Annotated in this window: 12 protein-coding genes; 1 reads left to right on the top strand and 11 read right to left on the bottom strand. The window is 55.4% G+C overall.

Translation table 11 applies throughout. The features are described from left to right. Positions 1-476 precede the first annotated feature (476 nt). From WCO56_12880 to WCO56_12830, 11 genes are all read right to left on the bottom strand, one after another. Entirely contained in the window at positions 477-986 is a 510-nt protein-coding gene (locus WCO56_12880; protein MEI7730463.1) for a hypothetical protein, read from the bottom strand. Next, positions 983-1,789 (bottom strand): DUF3800 domain-containing protein, encoded by an 807-nt coding sequence (locus tag WCO56_12875; protein MEI7730462.1) that lies wholly within the window; start codon positions 1,787-1,789, stop codon positions 983-985. Before WCO56_12875 ends, WCO56_12880 begins: the two co-directional genes overlap by 4 nt. A 127-nt stretch (positions 1,790-1,916) precedes the next feature. Continuing rightward, entirely contained in the window at positions 1,917-5,822 is a 3,906-nt protein-coding gene (locus WCO56_12870) for a TaqI-like C-terminal specificity domain-containing protein (protein MEI7730461.1), read from the bottom strand. Between the two features lie 44 nt (positions 5,823-5,866). Further along, positions 5,867-6,421, bottom strand: a complete 555-nt coding sequence (locus WCO56_12865) for an ORF6N domain-containing protein (GenBank protein MEI7730460.1) — start codon at positions 6,419-6,421, stop codon at positions 5,867-5,869. 217 nt (positions 6,422-6,638) lie between these two features. Then, on the bottom strand, positions 6,639-7,811 hold the full coding sequence (locus WCO56_12860; GenBank protein MEI7730459.1) for a PDDEXK nuclease domain-containing protein: 1,173 nt from the start codon (positions 7,809-7,811) through the stop codon (positions 6,639-6,641). Next, positions 7,808-11,128, bottom strand: coding sequence for a helicase-related protein (locus tag WCO56_12855; GenBank protein ID MEI7730458.1), 3,321 nt, complete (start codon positions 11,126-11,128; stop codon positions 7,808-7,810). Before WCO56_12855 ends, WCO56_12860 begins: the two co-directional genes overlap by 4 nt. Before the next feature lie 575 nt (positions 11,129-11,703). Then, the gene (locus tag WCO56_12850) at positions 11,704-13,113 is read right to left on the bottom strand and encodes a TonB-dependent receptor (protein MEI7730457.1); all 1,410 of its coding nucleotides are present in this window, start codon (positions 13,111-13,113) and stop codon (positions 11,704-11,706) included. Positions 13,114-13,157: 44 nt separating this feature from the next. Beyond that, complete coding sequence (locus WCO56_12845; protein MEI7730456.1) at positions 13,158-14,354, bottom strand: hypothetical protein; 1,197 nt, start codon at positions 14,352-14,354, stop codon at positions 13,158-13,160. A gap of 149 nt (positions 14,355-14,503) precedes the next feature. Beyond that, a complete protein-coding gene (locus tag WCO56_12840) occupies positions 14,504-16,537 on the bottom strand; it encodes a HEAT repeat domain-containing protein (protein MEI7730455.1) in 2,034 nt (677 codons plus the stop codon). 41 nt (positions 16,538-16,578) lie between these two features. Then, positions 16,579-17,883 (bottom strand): Gfo/Idh/MocA family oxidoreductase, encoded by a 1,305-nt coding sequence (locus WCO56_12835; protein MEI7730454.1) that lies wholly within the window; start codon positions 17,881-17,883, stop codon positions 16,579-16,581. A gap of 69 nt (positions 17,884-17,952) precedes the next feature. Next, a complete protein-coding gene (locus WCO56_12830) occupies positions 17,953-19,368 on the bottom strand; it encodes a glycosyltransferase (protein MEI7730453.1) in 1,416 nt (471 codons plus the stop codon). Between the two features lie 174 nt (positions 19,369-19,542). On the opposite strand from WCO56_12830, the gene WCO56_12825 reads away from it, so the two are divergent. Then, on the top strand, positions 19,543-19,968 hold the full coding sequence (locus WCO56_12825) for a C4-type zinc ribbon domain-containing protein (GenBank protein ID MEI7730452.1): 426 nt from the start codon (positions 19,543-19,545) through the stop codon (positions 19,966-19,968). Positions 19,969-19,996: the final 28 nt, after the last annotated feature.

Below are 19,996 nucleotides of genomic sequence, written 5' to 3'. Positions count from 1 at the left end.
AACGCCCGGCCCGTGATGGCCAACGGGAGCGACGTTAACAGGGAAACGGAAAAGGCGGTTGCCTCCGGGAGGGAATAAATTCGGAGGGGAAGAGTGACCAGTGACCAGTGATCAGTAATCAAATGCGGAATGCGGAGTGCGGAAGAGGAGTATGCCAGCACAGAGGGTGAGCGCACCAAAGGAAACAACTATTGCATCGGAAGAATGCGCTGCTATGGCTGTGGTAAAAAAGAACCGCGTCGCCCAAGCGCATGTCCGAAAGGTGTTTTCGCGCGGCGGCACTGCGGACACCGCACAATGTGAACCGCCCGCGCTTCACGATCTCCCGCCCACGGGGTGCGTAAGGGCGCGAATTTTACCAACCAACATTGGGTTTCATTTTCTTTCATTTTGACGTTGCAACCAGTCCGAAATGGGTGTTTATTGATCTCAGATACAGCCACCATGTGTGGAACAGTACATTATGGCCGCACCCGCTAAAAGGTGCGGCCTGCTTTTTTTGCCGTGGCCCACTCTTTGTGAAAATCCAGCCTGCGTGTTGGTTCCGGGCAATAAGAAGTGACCAGAAAATTTCCCTCATAACGCTCTTTAATCACCAATACGTAATTAACCGGCGGATGCCAGATACACAGGTGTTTCAAACCGGCACGCACGTTCCACCATCGCTTCACTGTGGCGTGCGTATGGTTGTCTAACAAGGTTTTCGCCCTTGGTATCGCACAAACTCTTACCAAATCCGGCAACCGTTTAGACTCATCTCTGGGAAACTTGGGATCGTCTTCCGTAACCATGTGCCAATAGGTGTATTCGCGCGTCGGGTTTGCCGGATGCGGCTCACGTCGCACCTGCACCACCTCACCTTTAACGGCGGGCAAAGTTCCACCCGCCGGAAAATCCGCCTGATAAACGGCGTGTGCCAGCGGTTCAACCTCTGGAACCCCTCCCGTGTTCGGAAGCAGTGGGGGGAACAGCAACACACCATTCATGCCGCCGGGCTCCTTTCCGGAGAATGGGCAATGACCACCTTGGGAACAAGGGAAGCCTCCGGTGTTGCGATTGCGGATTGCAGGCGTTTGGCCATCGCGGACTTGGCCGGACTGGCCAAATGACCGGCATTCCGTTGCGGTGTGCCATACGTCCATGCCAAACAGCCTAATAGCAGGTCCACCAATTGATCCAGCAATACTTCTTCGCTCCGGATTTGCCGCACACAGTCAATCACCCGTCCGGGCATCCCATCGCAGTGCGCGTCCGCCAGGCGTTTTTCCAAGGTCTGCAATCGCGTGCCACCCCGCGTATCTTTCACATCCACATAAATGGCATGGTGCGCCGGGGGCGCAACGGTTGCGCTCAGTAACTCGAAATACCGGTCGTAATACCAGGCTTCGTAACGGTGAAGAAAATCCACCGTCGCCGGGGCTGATTGCTCCAATAACGCATGATACGCTTCCCATGCGGGCGTGCCGGGTTCAGCCTCAGCGGCGGGCGGTTTTGGCAGTTTGCCAGGGGGTAGACTTTTGGGGGCCAGCAGGGCGCGGAAGCGCAAATCCGGTTCGCGGAGGAAAAAGTCGAGGGCGGATTCATAGAACTTCAGGCCGGCGGGGGATACTTTTGTCCATTTCAACTCCCTTCCTGCCGGCCAACCCATGGCGGAAAGTTGCGCTCGCAGTTTTTGAGTCAGTGGCTTCACGCATTCGCGCGGCACGCGCAACGCGCCTAAAGCCAGGTGGGTTTCCCGATCAAAAGGCAGGTGCCCGCGTTCATCACAATAAAGATGAATAATTGGCATAAGATCACAGGGGCATTTGAAGCAATTCCAAGCGTTTAATGACAAATTCCATAAATCCGATTCTTTGTTGGGTTTTCGTGGGAACCAGGATACCGACACCTCGTTTGAAATGATTCCGATTCGGGCTTCATTTTGATGTCTCCTCCACGATTTTGATTTCCTCAGGCGTCAGGCCGTAGAGGGCGTAAACACGTTGGTTTATCTCAAGCTCCAAGGCGGCCGTGTCGGCACGCTTAGGTATAATTTTGGATTCGTGAATCTTTGCGGCCAATTTGGCGATTTGTGCCTGCTTGTCTTTATCGACCACAGGAAAAGAAAAGGGTTCGAGGTATTTAGTTTTGAAATAGTAGTAACTGTTGTTGTAGGGATTGCTGGTGCTTCGTATGAAATACCAGAGCAACGAACTATTCATGACGCCCAATAGAAACATGTAATCATCTTGGGTGGCGTTTTTCAAGATGAGCGAATAACCGCCAGCATCAGGATACCACCGATGCTCATCGAAAGTGAAGCTGGGATGATTTTGAAGTTGCGGGGTTAGGATTTTCGGCTGCTCAAAGAGCGACATTTCCCGTGAACGATGAAGCGAGAACCAAAGGTCAGCGTTGGTCTTGTATTGGATTTTCTTCGTTGTGAGATGGCTTTTGAATGGCTTGATATAATCAAACGCTTTCGGGAAACGGGCACGCAATTCCTTTTCTGAATATGCCCGAGTCTTGCCAAACTCATCTTGGTAATGCGGATAGAAAATCCAAATATCACTCGACAGAGGCTCGTAGCGCTGAATGTTTTCACCTTTGAGTAAAGGTTTCACAATGTCCGCTTCCAATTCGACCTCCTTACCCGCAGCCTCGCTCCAGCCGACGAACGTTTTTCCAGACCGCTTGCCTTTGAATACAAAAATATCGTCGCCTACGGTTACAATTCCTTGAAATACACCTATGCAGATGTCGGATAATTTGCGCGGCTGGCCTCGCAGTTTTTCAATCAAATCTGAAGAACTGGCATTTTCTGTCGAAAGATTCCAGTGGCTTCCGCTTGCCGAATATGGGCGTTGTGTGAACGGCGCTAAATAAAACTCCGTGGTGTTCGCGTGTTTGAATCCAAAACTCACGTTGCCATTTGAGTAGGCAAAAAGTCCTGTGTAAGTCGTGGCCGCATCGAAAACTTGATCAACACCGAAAAGAATTGCCCACTGAAGGCCACGGACTTTGTCCAAGAACGCTTTGATCCCGCGCCCGTAATCTGCGGTTAGGAAGCGATGTGGATGGATTAGGCAAATGATCCCTTTCGCGGAGATCAGTCGAAAAGCATTTTCAACGAACAACACATAAATATCAAACTTTCCGATTGCTGAAGAATAGTAGCGCTTTAGAAGCACGGCTTCGCTCTCGGCGATGTTCTGGATTCGGACATAAGGAGGATTTCCTATAACAATATCGAAACCATCAGTAATGCCGAACATCCATTCGGCATCGAAGAACCTAGCCCAAGCGTTTTGGTCGTAAGGATTCCACGAGGCGAGATTCGTGGCGGTGTCTTTGTCCCAGCCGTCGCCTTTAAGCAGCTCGGCAATTGCGGTGCGGAGTTTCTCGTCCTGCTCGCGACATTTGGCTTTCTGTTTCGGAGTGGTGGCGAGGAAATGGCGCTCGCGCACCCGGCGGAGTTCGGCTTCCTTGGCGTCCATGTCGCGGTTGCGGAGGAATTGCTGGCCGGGCCGGTTCACGCCAATAAGCGTGTTGGCCGCGACGAACTTGGTTTCCAGGTTTGGCAGTGGCCGCACGCCGCGATTGGGCTGCGAGTCGTCAATCTTCTGGTCCACGATTAACGAGATGAAAAAACGCATTTTGGCGATCTGGACGGCTATTGGTTGAATGTCCACACCGTAAATGCAATTCTCAATCAGGTAGAGCTTGCGGCCATAATCGGAGGCGTTTTGCTCGAACACGCCGTTGATGTCATCCAACCGACGCTGGCGCTCCTCCTTGTCGCCGATCTTGAACGCCTCGGCAGTCTGTTGAATCGCACGCTGGCGCTGGCGTTCGCGCCACTTGGTGTTGTCGGGGTCGAGCTTGCCGAGGATGAAAACGAGCTTGTGCAAGATGCCCATCGGGAACGCGCCCGAACCAACCGCCGGGTCGAGGGATTTAAGGCTGTCAATGGCGGCGATGAGTGCGACCACTTCCTGGGGGGTGAACTGGTGTGGGTCGTGGTTGTAGGCGAACAGGTGGCGGAGGCGGGATTCGGTTGAGAGTTGGTCCGAGCCGGACTGGCCAAGCTGGCGGCGGGTTGGTTGGTCTGCAACCCCTTCAGGGTTGGGGGATATATTGGGGGCTGTTTCCCCAGGGTAGCGCCCCGCATCCCTCCGCAACCCTGGGCTAGCTTGCGAAACCCCGTTGGGGTTTGAGGCAGGAGTGTTCAACTGGCCAACTCCGACTTGTGCCGCTGGGCTTGGTTGAAAAACTCCGCTGGGGTGTGCGGAAGCCAGGGCATTTTCGAGTTTGGTTTTGAGGTAGGCAATGAGGGCTTCGTCCACCATGTAGTTGACGATTTCGCGCGGGGTGTAAAAGGAGCCGGTTTGTTTGCGGGCGGTGGCACCGGTTTCCGGGTTATAGGCGGCGAGCAAGTTTTCGAACACTTTGCCGGACAATTCCGGGTCGAGGGCGATTTCCTCCTCAATGGGGGTGTTTTCCGCCACGGTGAACTTGTAATGGTTTAACGTGTGGATGAGCCCGCGGACTTTGACCGTCTTGAATTTTTTGTCGCCGTAGTCTTCGCTCAAATCCACATCCCGTTCCGGGCCGAAGAAAAGAAAATCCGGCGCGACGGCCTGGCTATCGTCGCGGCGGGAGAAGCCGTCAATGCGGACGTAACGCGGTTTGGCATTTTCACCGAGGTCCTTATCAAGGCACTCGAACAAACCGCCGTTGAGGAACGGGATGTTTTTGAACAGGTCGAGGGCATCGGCGGGCTTTTGAAACAATTCCCGGAAGCGATACAGGCTGTGCGCCATGAAATTCTGTTCCTCCTTGGTCCAGCCGCGCTTGTCCATCTCGGTGTTGAGCGTGGCAAAGAAAAGGTTTTGCAGGATGGCGCGGTAAAAAACGGATTCCTTGTCGCTGGTCTTGGTGGGGGAAAAGCCGCTGAGGATTTGCGGCAATTTGCGCTCATCGAAAAGGAGGTCGGGAACCAGGCCTTTCTCCTTGATGAACCAAACGAACATGAGCCGGGTGATTAAGCGGATGACGCTGATATGATCCTTGCCATCCTGCTTGGGCGCGTCCTTGGGAAACTCGACATGGCTGAGCGCCCAGAAATACCAGTTGGCGACTTCGAGAAAGAAGCGCTTGTTGAGTTCGGAACTGTCGAGTGACTTCTGCCACGCGGCGTGGAGGGTGACGAAATTGGAAAAGTCGTGCCGTTCACGCAGCGAGTCGAACGAGAGGTCGGCGAGAATTTCGATGTGCGCCCGGTGCGGTGACGTGAACCGGATGTCCTTGATGAGCGTGACCTTTTCCAGCACGTCCTTGGCACTGTCGAGCTTGTGCAATCGGCGATTGATGACGGCGAGCGTGAGCGTGTCGCCATGGCGGAACAGCACCATGACCGGCATGGGGAACAGGTGGTTCACGGCGCGAGTGATGCCGGAAAGTTCGGTGCGCGTGTAGTGGGGCTTTTCGAGGGCGATGGCAAAGAAGAGGTAAGACTCCATCGCCGCGCCGTTGTATTGGCCCTTGCTGTCGAACAGAAATTGCTGGTTGCCGCCGGCGGCGGCGCGGACTTCTTCGTCCGTTAGCTGGAATAGGAAATCCACGGACTGCCAGTCCGCGAGCAAGGCGGTTGCGGGGTTGAGCGGCCTATCCTTGGCAAATTGAGCGGTGAAGGCCTCGGCGGAGTTGGGTTTGAGGGCGAGGCGCTTGTCGCTGCGGTAACCCAGGGACTCAAGCAGGGCCGTGGCAGCCGAGGCGAGGGGCTCGGTGGCGAACCCGGCAAGGGCGGACTGGATGGATTGTTTGGTTGGGAGATCGCTCATGTCGAAAGTGATTTAATCACAAAAGGGCATAAAAGGCACAAAGATTATTTTTTGATGGCGTGGAAGCCGATTTCGCGTTTGATTTTTTTGGGTGGCGCCATCAGATCGCGAATGGCATCAAATACCACTTTAAACTGGGCGTCGTATTTATTTTCCAAGGAAGCCAACTTGCGGGCGAGGTCGGCATGGGTGGCCAGAACGTGACGGAATTGAACAAAGGCGCGGATGACATGGATGCTCATGGCTACGGCCTCGGGGCTGTTGAGAATGTTGGCCGCCATGAGCGCGCCGTGTTCGGTGAAAGCGTAGGGGAGGTAGCGACGCCCCCCATGCTTGCGTAATGCGGTCGCAATCTGCGACCGGTCTGCTGGAGAACTTGAGGTCGCAAATTGCGACCTCAAGAGGTCAGCTTCTTCAGCGGTTATTTGAAAAGCAAAATCCTCCGGGAATCGCTCCTGGTTACGGCGAAACTGCTCGTTCAGGCGCTTGGTGGGGACGCCATAGAGGCGGGCGAGGTCGGAATCCAGAATAACCCGTTGCCCGCGAATGGAGCGGATCAGGTCGGCGATGATGGCTGGTTTGGCTGGGAGGGGGTTCATAAAAGGTTAACCGCGAATGAACGCGAATAGACGCGAATGGGGAAAGATTTTATCAAGGGAGTAACGACTGCCACCCGCCCAGGTTTTGAGGTCACAAGTTGTGACTTCAAAGCGGAAGCCTCTTCCGGGGTTGCGGCAAGGGTATGTTCAAATTGTACCCACCCTTTGCCCAGTTCTGGGGCACGGCGGCGCAGGTGGTCGAGTGAGAGGGAAAAGTTCATGGGTGGCGAGGTTTTTTTCCGGGACTGGGGAGCCTGCCCTGAGGCAGCGCCGGGGCTGCCAATTGGTAGAACTCGTGAAGTTTACGCCTGAGGAGGCGCTTATCAGGGAGCGCGGTCTGGTATTCCGCAATCAGCGCCGGAGATGCAGAACGACTCAAGGCGTATTCCACCACCTCATTGTCTTTGGTGGCGCAAAGCAGGATGCCGATGGATGGCTGCTCGTGCGGCTTTTTGATGTCGCGGTCGAGCGCCTCTAAATAGAACTCCATTTTGCCAAGGTACTCGGGCTGGAACTCGTCAATTTTGAGATCGAAGGCCACGAGGCATTGGAGGGCGCGGTGGTAGAAAAGGAGGTCGAGGCGGAAATCCTTGCCGCCGACCTGCAAGAGGTATTGTTCGCCGACGAAGGAGAAATCGCGACCCAATTCCAGGAGGAAATGTTTCAGATTGGCGACGAGGGCCTTTTGCAAGTCGGCCTCGGAATGGACTTCCGGCAGGTCGAGAAAATCGAGCAGGTAGGTGTCTTTGAAAATATTTCCCGCCTGGGGATGCAATTGTGTCACCAGTGGTGACACTTTTGGCGGAGCAAGGATGGTGCGTTCGAAGAGGGCGCCCGCAAGCTGACGTTCCAGTTCGCGCTTACCCCAGTGTTCCCGGAGACAAAGGCGGAGGTAGAACTCGCGCTCTTCGGGGCGTTTGCAGCGGCTCAGAATCAGGAGGTTATGGGTCCATGGCAATTGTCGCACCAGTGGTGAGAGTTTCTTTTCGTGCCGATAGGTATCGTGGAACTGCCTCATCCGGAATAGGTTTCTCCGGGTGAAGCCTTTGAGGTCTGGCTCCTCGCTGGTGATGAAGCGGGCAAGCTGGTCCACAACGCCATCCCCCCAGGCTGCCGCCTCCAATTTGCGGCTGATGTACTCACCCACGCGCCAGTAAAGGTCAATCAACTCGGTGTTAACCGCAAGGAAAGCGCGCTGGCGCGCCTTTTGGATCAAGACTATAACTTCATGGAAGGCCGATTCATGCGGAGACCGCGGAGTAGTCGCACCGGTGGTGCGAGTACTCTGAATGCGGCGGATTCCCTCAGCAGTGCCGCGAGTTTTGTCCGCACCACCAATTGTTTCACCGGTGGTGCGGCTTTTGGCGACGACTTTGGATTTACGTTTCATGGGTTCTTGATCACCAGCCAGGTGACCAGTTCAAAATCGGCGGTGTCATTGGCCTGGTCTTTTTGATCGGGGATGATGAAATTGCGGCTCCCTTGCAACCCGGCCGCGACGCGGCGGCGGAACGTGGCAACGATGGATGCGACGGCCTGCTGCAACAAGCGGTCGTAGGCGCTCATATCCGCGCCGTTGTGGGTTTGCTGGTCAAACAGGTTGCACAGGTCGGCGTAGGGGACCGTTTTATCCCGGCACAGCAATTGCAAAATCTCAAGGACCTGCTTGGGTTGGGCAAAGCCAAACCGGACGGTGCCATCGTCCCGGACGTAAACCAGATAGTAGGGTTGGAGGGGATTTACTGTGGATTGTTGATGGCGAATGGTTGATGGTTGATGGGATGCTTTCTGCCGCAGGCAATAGATGACGCCGGGGGCGATGATCTGGTGTTCGGGGTGCGGGGGCACCACCGCATACAGGCCCATGGGGGCATCCTGAAGAAGCTGGCGGTTGGCTTCAATGTATTTGCTTAGTTCAATCCGGAAATCGTCGAGGGTGAATTCGTTCAGAGCGATGCTTTCGCTAAAGTCTTCCAAATCGAGGACCTCCTCGCGCAGGCGCAAGAGCTGTTTGTCGCGATAACGGAGGTCTTCGTGAACGAGTTCTTCGATTTCCTCGGTATTAAGAATGTTGTCCTCGAAAGTAGCGGCGATATCCACCAGGGCCATGCGGGCCTCAACGCGGTTTTTCAGGTTGACGTATTTGTCGAGGTCCTGGGTGGGCCAGAAATTCACCAACTGAACGGCGTGATTGACGCTGCCGATACGATCTATGCGGCCAAAGCGCTGAATGATACGCACAGGGTTCCAATGGATATCGTAATTGACCAGGTAATCGCAGTCCTGAAGATTTTGGCCCTCGGAGATGCAATCCGTGGCAATGAGCAGATCAATTTCCCCCGTCTGGGGCATGGACTTTATTTTGGCACGGTTTTTGGAACGGGGGGAAAAATTGGTCAGGACCTGGTTGAACTCGGTTTTGCCAAACGTGGTCTGGTTATTGCCGCTGCCGGAAACGAGCGCGATATGAATATGGAGCTGGTGCTGTGCCCAGGACTGCAAGGAATCGAACAGGTACGTGGCGGTGTCGGCAAAGGCGGTGAAGACCAGAACCTTTTGGTTAAGCTCGCCGAGTTTGTTGGTCGTGGGGTTCTTCACCTTGCGTTCAATCAGCCGCTTCAATTCCTTGAGCTTGGCGTCCCGGTCCGCCGTGACGGCCTGGGCAGAAGTATGCAGCAAGCTGAGTTGCTCTTTATCGCGCTGGAGGTCTTTCAACCATTTTTTCAATTCAAGGTGCTTGAGATGGTACTTGAATTTGCCGCCGACCAACTGGGCGGCCTCCAAATCCTCATCCTCCTCCGGGATGCCCAGGTCAAATTCAAGGGCGTTGGATTCCGGGTCCTGGGTGGGATCGTTTTCAAAATTGTGGATTTTGCTCTCCAAACTCTCAATCTTTTTGATGGTGCGTTCCATGGTGATCTCAAAGGAATGCACGGAACTTTCGAGGCGCTTGAGAAAATTGACCTTCATCATGCCGACCAGGAATTTTTCACGGTCGGATTGCTTGAATGGATCGTTGGCATGCGTCTGGTAGCACGGCAGCGACTCGCACTCGTTTTTCAGGTAACGAGACGGGGCGAACAGGGAGAGTTTGTAGCCCTCGATCTCGTTATTAAGCCGGTCATAAGACAGGAAGCGGTGCTGTAAATCAATGTCGGGAAAAATGGACTCCGGTTTGCGGCGCACTGGGAACCCGCCCAACTGGGCAAGACTGGCCTTATAGTAGCGCTGGATGTGCTTGCGCGAACGGGCGATGGTCAGTTCGTCCAGCAGCTTGAAAAAGGCGGAACTGAGTTTTTCGAGCAGATCCTTGGTCTGGCGCTCGCCAGACTTTTTCTTGGACCACAGGGAAAAGGTTTTCTGGGCGGCGGTCAGGGTGTCCTTCAGGCTCTCAATGCCGATGGATGCCGCAAAGGCATCGTCGCGGTTTTCGGTAAGGAAATAAATCTGGTTGCGCAGGTCGCGCAAATCGTTGTTGACCGGCGTGGCGGACAATAGCAGGACCTTGGTTTTGATGCCGCTCTGGACAATATCCTCCATCAACCGCTGGTAACGGCTTTTGCGGATCAGGTTGCCATCCTCGTCGCGCCGGCCCGGGGTGTTGTTGCGGAAGTTGTGCGATTCATCAATGACCACCAAATCGAAATTACCCCAATTGAAGGTTGCCAGGTTAATGTCGCCAGAGGTACCGCTTTCGCGGCTGAGGTCGGTATGCGAGAGAACGTCGAACCGGAAGCGGTCGTCAATGAAGGGATTGAGGGCGTCGTTCTGCCGATACACCGTCCAGTTTTCACGGAGTTTCTTGGGGCACAGGACCAGAACGCGCTCGTTGCGCAGTTCGAAGTATTTGATGACGGCCAGAGCCTCAAAGGTTTTTCCCAAGCCGACACTGTCGGCCAGGATGCAGCCATTATGTTTGAGAATTTTATTGATGGCGCCCTTGACGCCATCGCGCTGGAACTCAAAGAGGGCTTTCCAGATGCCAGTGTCAACAATCTTGAGATCCTGATCGAGGAGGCCGCCCTTTTCCTGATCGGCCAGGAAATTCTCAAAAATATGGAACAGGGTTTTGTAATAGACGAACTCCGGGGCCTGGTTGACATAGAGCTGTTCCAGGTACAGGAGAACGTCTTTTTTAACATCTTCGACCAATGCCGCGTCATTCCAAAGTTCATCAAACCAGGTTTTGAGGTCCTGCCGGTCGCGGTTGCTGTCCACTTCGAGGTTCAGTTCGATATTGTTGTCCGCTTGCCCCAAGCCCAAACCGCGCACGGTAAAATTGGAACTGCCGAGGATGGCTTCGTGAACGCCATTATTGGCAATATGGTACATCTTGCCATGAAGCAGGCTGGTGTGCCGGACGGATTTGATGTCCACCTTCTGGCGAATCCAATCGGCACATTCGCGAGCAACGCGTTTTTGGGCGAGGCAATTGGCCAGTTTCAGGCCGGAGGAGTCCAGCACGAAGGTCTTTGACTCCGTGCGATCAGGGTCCAGGGAGCTGACAAAACGCGGTTCGCCGAAAAGAAAATCGAGATGGGAGATTTGGTTAAGGTGATCTTTGAGGGCGTCAAAGGCGTAAATGGTAAAATAAGCGGAAACGATGGACAGGTATGAGTCCTGGCGAATCTTCGCGCGAAGGAAATCCGCGACGATTCCCCGGCGATGATTATCACGGATGCCTGAATTGGACGTCGTACCTGGCATATTTGCAGGCAAGGTTACTAAAGAGTGACGCATGGTTCAAATAGAATAAATTTTGAGGTTGGTGAACGATGAGGGTTTTTGCTTTCAGAATAACAGAGGGGGAGTGTCAACGGCGGACACCCCAAAAAGAATTATGAAGGCGGAAGGATAAAGGGGGAACCGCATGGACCTGATTGACCAGATGGACATTGCAAATTGCCGGGAATTTTTGCAGAAAAATGGCAGGTAAAAAATGGGGGGCCGGACATGGCAGAAAAATTAGCTGGCAAAAAAATTGGGACATAGGGCATTGAAAATTGCAAATCTCATAGGATGGGAGTTATGAGACGAATGAGAGATGGGCCGAGTAAAAAGAGAGACCCACAACCAAGTCACGCGTGATCAGTCTCGGAGATGGAGGTCTCATTGGTGACAGCCACGACCGCCTTTCGCGAAGCGAACAGCGCACTGCGGGGCGTCTGACTCGTGGCGGGCTTGGGAAACCAACCTGACTTTCATGCACCTTTTTCGGCGCTGTTTGCGCCCCGCAAACAGTTGACCTTTCGCCAGCTATTGGTTGCCGCCTGTTTTGAGTATCAACCCGCTACGCGGTAGCCAAACAACTTCCGCGCCTTGACCATCTTGGCCACCAGCGGCGGCACCATGGTTTCCCAAGTGTGATCGCCCGCCTGGATGAGTCGCAGGACTTCCCGGGAGGAAATGGAGAGGCAGGAGGCGTCGTAGCCCTGAAGATCGGTAATGCAGCCTTTATCGCGCAAATAGGCATACAGATGTTGCAAATGTGATTCCGCCCGGAACGTGCTCGCGGTGACCAGCTCACCGGTTTTGGGGTTGTGAGCGGGATACAGGTAAACTTTCAGGTCGTGGTGAAACATCCGGCCCAAGGCTTCGAGAATGCCGCCCTTGGTATCCGTATAGTATTTTTCCTCGAACAAGTCCACCAAGCTGGGCACCCCCATGGCGATGGCCGTGATGTTCTTGGTGTAGCGGGAAAGGTATTCCGCCAGCTTGAAATAGCGCAGGTAATTGGAGATCAGTACCGTTTTGCCGAGCGCGCCGAGCACATCCACGCGGTCCAGGAAATCACGATGATCAATCACGCCGCCTTCCTTGGATAAACTGCGCAACGTCATTTCCATCAACACGACCACCTCATGCCCCTGCACCACCGGTTCCCGCAAGAACTGCGTTTGCGCACACTCGAGCATGTTCATGGTGGTCCGGGTCACGGGCCGAAAGGTGCCGCGCTCGACCAACACCGGCTGTTTATACAACACCTCGGAAGCCTGGACCACTTCGCCATTGGCGGTGAACATGGCCGCCTCGGTGAACCAGTTCTTCACCAGGTGCAGGCTCATGATCCGGTTATCCACCTGCCGGAAGGCCGGGCCGCTGAACTTGATCACGTCCAGTTCCACCCGCTCATAGGTCAAATTATCCATGAGGGACAACAGCAGGGTCTCCGGGTCTTGATTGAAATAGCAGGCGCCGTAGATCAAGTTCACCCCCATGATTCCCAGCGCCGCCTGCTGGGAGACATTCTCGCGATCCAGCATCCGCACATGAATAATGATCTGCGAGGGTTCGGCGCGGGGCGCGTGTTGAAACCGGACACCCATCCAGCCGTGGCATTCCCCGGTTCCCTTGTAACTCCGGGCCGCAACGGTATCGGCGAACACGAAAAACTTGGTCTCCGGGCCGCGCTTGCTGTCGAGGCGTTCGAGCAGCAGCGCATATTCGTGGTCCAGCATGGTGGCCAACCGTTGCCGGCTCACATAACGCTCGGAGGCACCATAAATGGCATCGCTAAAGGCCATATCGTAGGCGGATATGGTCTTGGCCACGGTACCGGCGGCACCGCCAACCATGAAAAACCACCGTGCCACCTCCTGTCCCGCGCCGATTTCGGCGAAGGTACCATAGGTGGTCGGATCCAAATTACATTGCAGCGCTTTCTGATGCGTTCCCAATACCGTTCTGCTCATGGCAGCCATATCATAGCGCACGTTGACGGTAAAACGAGGGAAAATTAATCCTGATTCTTGACCTTCTTTTGCAGGATCTCTTTTTCCTTTTCCAAGATCGTCAGTTTTTCCTGCAAGCCGGCCTTTTGCATTGCGAATTCGTCGGCGAGATAAATTTGCCGCTTCAACTTGGCTTTGGTTTCGGCGAGGGCGCTTTGCGCGGCTTTGAGATCATCCGGATCCGCCATCTTCACCAAACGCGATTCGGTATCACGCACTTGTTTTTCCAGGCCGGATTTCTCTTTTAAGTAATCCGCGGCCAACTGGCTTTGAAGTTCGAGTTTGCGCTGGGTTTCCGCCAAAATGTCCTGAGCTTTCTTCAATTCCCTGGCGTCCGGCGCGGTCGTCTGGCGTTCTTGCAGTTGTTTTTTCAGTACCTCGTTTTTTTTGGCCAATTCCAGATTGGCGCGTTCCTGAGACTCAAGCTGGCGGTTGGCCGCGGCCAGTTCGTTTTGAAGCGATTTAAGCGCGGCCTCGTTGGTTTTGCCCACCGCGCCGGATTTGCCGCGAACCTGTTTTTGGAGCGCCTCTTTCTCCTTTGCCAAGGCGTCCGCAATTTCCATCTGCCCGGCCAGTTTTTTGCGCAGGTCCTCAACCGATTTTTGAAATTCCCCGATCTGCTCGGTGCCGACCATTTTGGCAGCGCGCATTTTCTCCTGAGTCAATGCCACCTGCAATAAGTCATTCGTCTTTTGCAACTGGCGGATTTGTTCATCCGCTTTGGCCAATTCGCGGGGATCAGACGCGGCTGGCTGGACGGATAACGCCTCGCGCAGTTTGCCTTGAAGAATTTCCCGATCCGCCAGCGCCTGCCGCAATTGGTTGCGCAATTCATCCACCTGCGCCTGAACATTGACGGCGACGGGCACGGGCGCATTGGTGATCGTGGAAGCCGCGGGCAGCCCAACGCCGGGATACTGCTTTTCCAGCGAACTGATCTTGGCTGTGACATAACGCTGGCGAAAACTGACCAGCTTGGCATTCCACAGGGGGAAAGCGGTTTGCAGTTTATCAAGTTGCGCCTGGGCCTCCCGGAATTTGACCAAGGCCGTGGTGCCGGAGCCCGCCTGCTCCAATTCTTCCGCCTGCTGCATCATCAAGTAAATTGGCACATATTGGTCTTCCGGTTCCTCGGCGAGAACGGAACCAGCCAACAGCGACGCGCACATCCCCAGCATGACCCATTTAAATAAACGATTCATCGTGGCATGATAAAAGACTGGCGAGCCGTTGGCAATGCCAGGATTTTAGATTCGTCATACCTTGGCACGAAGCCCGCTCCGGTGGTCGGGCTACTATATTCCCGACTCACCGATGCTACGCTGACAGCCCGAGGGGGGATGGCAATCGCTTATTTTGCCTCGATCTTTTGCAGCACCGCGTTGGCCTTCTTATTCACAGCCTCCGAGATGCTGGCTTTGACCAACGAGGTGGCCAGTTCCTTGGCCGCGCCTTTGTTGGGCTTGATGAGGTTGTTCGCCAGAGCAGCAGCAGCCAATCCGACGTTTTCCTTGAGTTCCGCGCCCGCCAGCAGGGTCTTGAAGGCGGTCACGGATTTTTTATCAGCGACGGTGGCCAGCGCCGCCAGCGCGATCTTTTTCTCGTCCGGCCGCTTGGCCAGCTTGAAGGCGTTCAGGGCGGCGTCAATGCGGGCTTGGGCGGGTTCCTTGTCACAGGAATCCACGAGGCGGGCGATACCGCGCACAGCCAGAATTTGATGTTTGGGCAAGGCGTTGGCATCGGCAGCGATGTCCGCCAGTTTTTTCGTCGCGACAAATTCCGGCCATTTGCTGAGGGCGCGGACGGCTCCGTCGCGCACGTCGGCGTCTTTGCTATCGGTGGCTTTCACCACTTCGTTCATCGCCTCGTTGCCACCCATACCGGTGAGAATGTCCAGATAGGCCCCCTGCCCTTTGGCATCCGCCCCGGCGGCGATGGCGCTGAGTTTCTTGAGCGCGCCGGGTTTGTCCGTCGCACGGCCCACCACGGCTTGCAACGCTTCCACCGCACTGGCGCTTTTATCCGTGATGGCGAGCTTGGCCAACCCTTCAATCTCGTTGTCCGTACCCACGCGTTTCAGCGCGGTGAAGGCCGCCTTGTTCACAGTGGCATCCGTATCCGCTGCGTATTTCAACACGGCAGGCAACGCGGCTTTGTCGAATTGGGAGGCCAAGGCACCAATGGCGGCAGCGCGCAATTTGGCGTCGCCTTCCGCCGCTTGTTTCTCGATGGCCGGCAGCGCACCCGCGCCAGCAATGCGCGCCAGCGCCCATTCGGCGGCCTTTTTATCTTCAGCGGCGTCACCAGCGGAGGCTTTGAGCAGCGCAGGCACGGCGCTCGCCGTTCCAATCTTGCCAAGCGATTCGAGTGCCGCAACGCGCACTGATTCATCCGCATCCGCCGTGGCAGTAATCACGGTTTTTTCAGCGGAAGCGTCCAACACACGGATGACCTGGCCTTTGATCGTCGGTGCCAGCGTGGGTACCATAGCGGCGAGGGCGGGCGTTAATTTACCGACATATACCACCACCGCCGCACTGAGGACGGCTTGTTGCAGCTTTACGTCGTTGCCCGCCAATGCTTCCGTGATCCGCTTCTCCGTGCCGGCGGCATCCGCCCGTGCCAAGCCGAACAAACCCGCACCGCGTGCGGAAGACTGGCTCTTGAGGACGGTTTCGTACAGCGGTTTAGCCTGGTTGCCCTTGCCTTCCTTGAGAAGTTGGTTGGCGGCCAGGATCAGCGCATCGGCAGCACCAGTCGTCTTTTTATCCAGCGCGGCGGTAAGCGCTTGGACGGCGGCGTCGCCACCAATATTTCCCAGATTCATGGCGGCAACCGCAGCCACTCCCGGGGCGGGATCATTCAATTTGGCAGCGAGCAGCGGCACGGATTCCGTGTCGCGACGTTCCCCAAGCGAACGCATCAGGCCAATCTGCCATTCCGGCGTGCCGCCGCTCTTCAGCGCATTGCGCAGCGGTTCGCTGGCGGTGGGCGCGGGATTCTTCTCCAGCGCGCGCCGGGCGGTTTCCTTGAGTTCGGCATCCTGGTCTTTCAACAAGGTGGCGAGCGTGCTGACGCATTCGGCGGAGCCCATGCGTTCCAACTGGCGTACAATCCACACGCGCGCGGGCTGCTTCACAGAGGCATCCGCCGCTTTGGTGGACAGGTACTTGGCCACGGTGGCGCGTTCTGCCTCTGCGCCGGGCTTGGAAGCGTCCGCACAGAGCAGTTGCAACTCAATCTGCGGGGCATAGCGATCCTCAACCTTGTCGGCCGCGATCTGGGGGATGAGTTCGTTGATTTTATTGATTTTGTCGTCCGCAGCGGCAAAGACGGTGGTGGCCATCGCGCCGACGGTTAAAAGAGCGAAAAGTTGTTTCTTCATAGCGTTATTCCGGTTCATTGAATGCCAGGGTTTGTTGCGAATTAGATGAGCACGTATGGCGCACGGCGCGGACGGTCCAGCCAGCGGCTGGCTTCGACGTCGCCGATGATTTCTTCCTTGGCCGGGTCCCACTTCATGGGGCGGCCCAGGCGTTCGGCGATGCCGCTCAAATGGCAGATGGTCGCCGTGCGATGCCCGATCTCGGCGGTGCAAATCGGCGTTTTGCGCGTTTTGATGCACTCCACCCAATTGGCTTCGTGGCCGCTGGCGACTTCGTACAGCTTGATCTCGCCGGGCCCCACCGGTTGCGGCTTGAGATTCTCCGGAAACGTGTCGAGCCGGTCGCCGCGACTGACGAGCACTTCGCCCTTTTCACCCATGAAATGAATCATGTGGCCCATTTTCACCTTGCCATCGGTCCGCAAAACCTTGGTGCCGGTGGCGTAAATGTGCGTTTGAAACTCTGTCCCTTGATAGCCTTTGGGAATGAACTCCACCGGACCGGAATCGTCCATGCCCAGCGCCCATTGGATAATGTCGAAATGGTGAGCGCCCCAGTCGCCGTTCTTGCGCGAACCGTACTCCCAAAAGCAGCGCCAACCGCCGCCGTAATTGCCTTTTACCCGCGCTTCGTTGTACGGATGCCACGGCGTGGGCCCCAACCAGCGATCGTAGTCGAAACCCTCGGGAATCGGTTGTTCCGGCAGCGACTGCGGCGCAGGAAATTCGCCGAGACTGGTATGGACGGTATGCACCTTGCCAATCCAACCATTGCGCACGATTTCGCAGGCTTTACGGAACGCGCGTTCGGAACGCTGTTGTGAGCCAACTTGCAGAATGCGACCGTACTGCTTGGCCACATCGCTCATGATCCGCCCTTCGCGCACAGTCAGGGTCATCGGTTTCTGCACATACACATCCTTGCCGGCACGCATGGCGGCCACGGAAATAATGGCGTGCCAATGATCGGGCGTCACCACCACCACGGCGTCAATGTCGTCCCGCGCAATGACTTTCTCGTATTCATTATAGGCATCGCATCCTTTATAGGTGCCCACACCCTTTTTGCTGGCGTAACTCTGCTCGACCGCGGCCTTTTGCTTTTCGCGTTTGGAGCGATCCACATCGCAGACCGCCAGGACCTGGGTGTCGGGACGCCCCAGCATGTTCCCCTGATGGCCACCCATCATCAACCCCATGCCAACCAACCCGATGCCGATGCGGCTATTGGGCGCGTTCTGCCCGAACACGGAGGACGGGACGATGGTGGGAACGCTCAATACGGCCCCTGCCAGAGCCGAGCGTTTTAAGAAAGACCGGCGATTTAGCGATATATTTGTATTCATGCGTTTAAACGATTCGTCTTTAGATGACATCGGTGGCGAAATAATTCAAGCTAATATGGAATGGGGAAATTACCCGCTGGCATCCGGTGGGCCGGTAATGAACTTCAACCGGCGGGCGGCGAACCAAGTCATGCGCAGTAACAACCAGCCATGTTTCCAGCGTTCAATCTGAGTCTGGCCATAAGTGCGGGCGCGGTAACGGATCGGCAGATCGAGGATGCGCAGGTTCAACTTGGCCGCGCCAAACAACAGGTCAAAGTCACCGAACGGATCAAAATCGCCGAAGTACACGCGGTTCTTCGCGATCAGTTCATAGTCGGCGCGGAACATCACTTTGGTGCCGCACAGGGTGTCCTTGATGGATTGTCCCAACAACGCACTGAACGCCATGGAAAAAAACTTATTGCCCACCATGTTCAGAAAACGCATAGCCTCATGCTCCATGGGATACACCAAGCGCACCCCGTTGACGAAATCCGCCGTGCCGCTGCGCGCCACCTCATAGAATTTCGGCAACTCCTCGGGCGGCATGGTAAGATCCGCGTCCAGAATAAACAACAAATCCCCGGTGGCCTGCGTGAATGCCTCCCGAACCGCACCGCCTTTGCCTTTGCTCTGCTGTTTAAGCACCTTGATATTACGCTGAGGATATTTGGCCTTTACCCGGTGAATCTCTTCCCAAGTGTTATCTTTGGAATGACCTTCAATAAAGATGATCTCGGTGCCCTGCCCCAATTCCGGGGTCCGCAATACCGCCGGCTCGATGTTACCGGCTTCGTTTCGCGCCGGAATAATCACGGAACAGGAATACTGTTTATCTCGCGATACGTCCGGTTTGGGCCGAGCCACCATAAACACCGTCAAACAAAGCGAATGCAGTAATGGCGCGATGAACCGGTTCATGAACCCACCCCATAAGGGGGTGTACACCGGCCAGAGGATACGGGTATCCGTCTTCACGATTTCCCAACCAGCGAGGTGCAACAGGTTCTTCAAATCATCACTGGAGAGCCAGTTCTGGGATGGCGTGGGGGCTTTAAAATTGAGGACTTCCGCCAGGCCCAGAATGGGGCGCCAGACGTTATTATAGAAATTAAGCACGATCCGCGTCTTGGAATGGCTGCACTGGCGCAGTTTCTCCAACAGTGACTGGACATCCGGCAGATCATTCACCAAATCGGATAGAATGATATAATCAAACGTCTCTCCGGTGGGAACCGCCAAAGCCTCGGCCACCTCGAACTGGAGCGAAGGATGCCGTTGCCTGGCTTGAGTAATCATGGCGGGGCTGAAATCCACCCCAACGCCACACGACGGCTCGACCGCCGCCAGCAAATCCCCCAACCCGCACCCCACTTCCAGTACCCGCACGCCGGGCGGAATAAGAAAACGATAATACCCCTTCAGCAACCGGTGGTAATGCCGGTTGACTTCCTTGGCGCGGAACGCCGCCCGCGCTTCATAAAACGCTTTCCGATCCGTCATGGCATGTCATTTTACCGTCACAATGAGCAAAAGACAGCAAAAAACGGCGTAAACTGAGGAGAAACCATGTAACCATACTGTCACCTGCTACTATTGTATATTGCGTCAATAATGCCAAAAAAAGTTTAGCGAAATAAATTGATAAACCCGCGCCATCAATCTAATTTAACTCCCATGAGCAGTATTTGTGAAGATACAATACGAGCTTTGCAGCAGCTCCATACTCTTGAAGACGAAATAGCGGAACTGAAACCAAAGCAAGAACCCAAACCAGAACTCAAAGCGCAGATTGAGGCCCTACGGGCAAAAATTCTGCCGGTCATCATCGGTCACCATGACCGGATGCGCTTAAGAGGCAAACGCAGCATCGCCGAAGTGCGCAACGGCGTGTGCGCCGGATGTCACACGTCCATTCCGGTCGGGACGGTGAACATCGTTCGGCGCGGCGAAGACATCCAACTCTGTGCCACGTGTGGCCGGTACTTGTATTTGCCAGCTCCCCCACCGGCAGGTGCGCCCCCTGCCGTGGAAGCGCCCCAACTGGACACGGAAAAGCCCAAGCGAGGACGTAAAAAGAAAATCATCGAGCTAGGCGCATAAAGGGCGTCGGCAACCAACGGAGCGACGT

The organism is Verrucomicrobiota bacterium, assembly GCA_037139415.1.
Taxonomy (GTDB): Bacteria; Verrucomicrobiota; Verrucomicrobiia; order Limisphaerales; family Fontisphaeraceae; genus JBAXGN01.
This window is presented reverse-complemented; position numbering and strand designations above follow the sequence as displayed.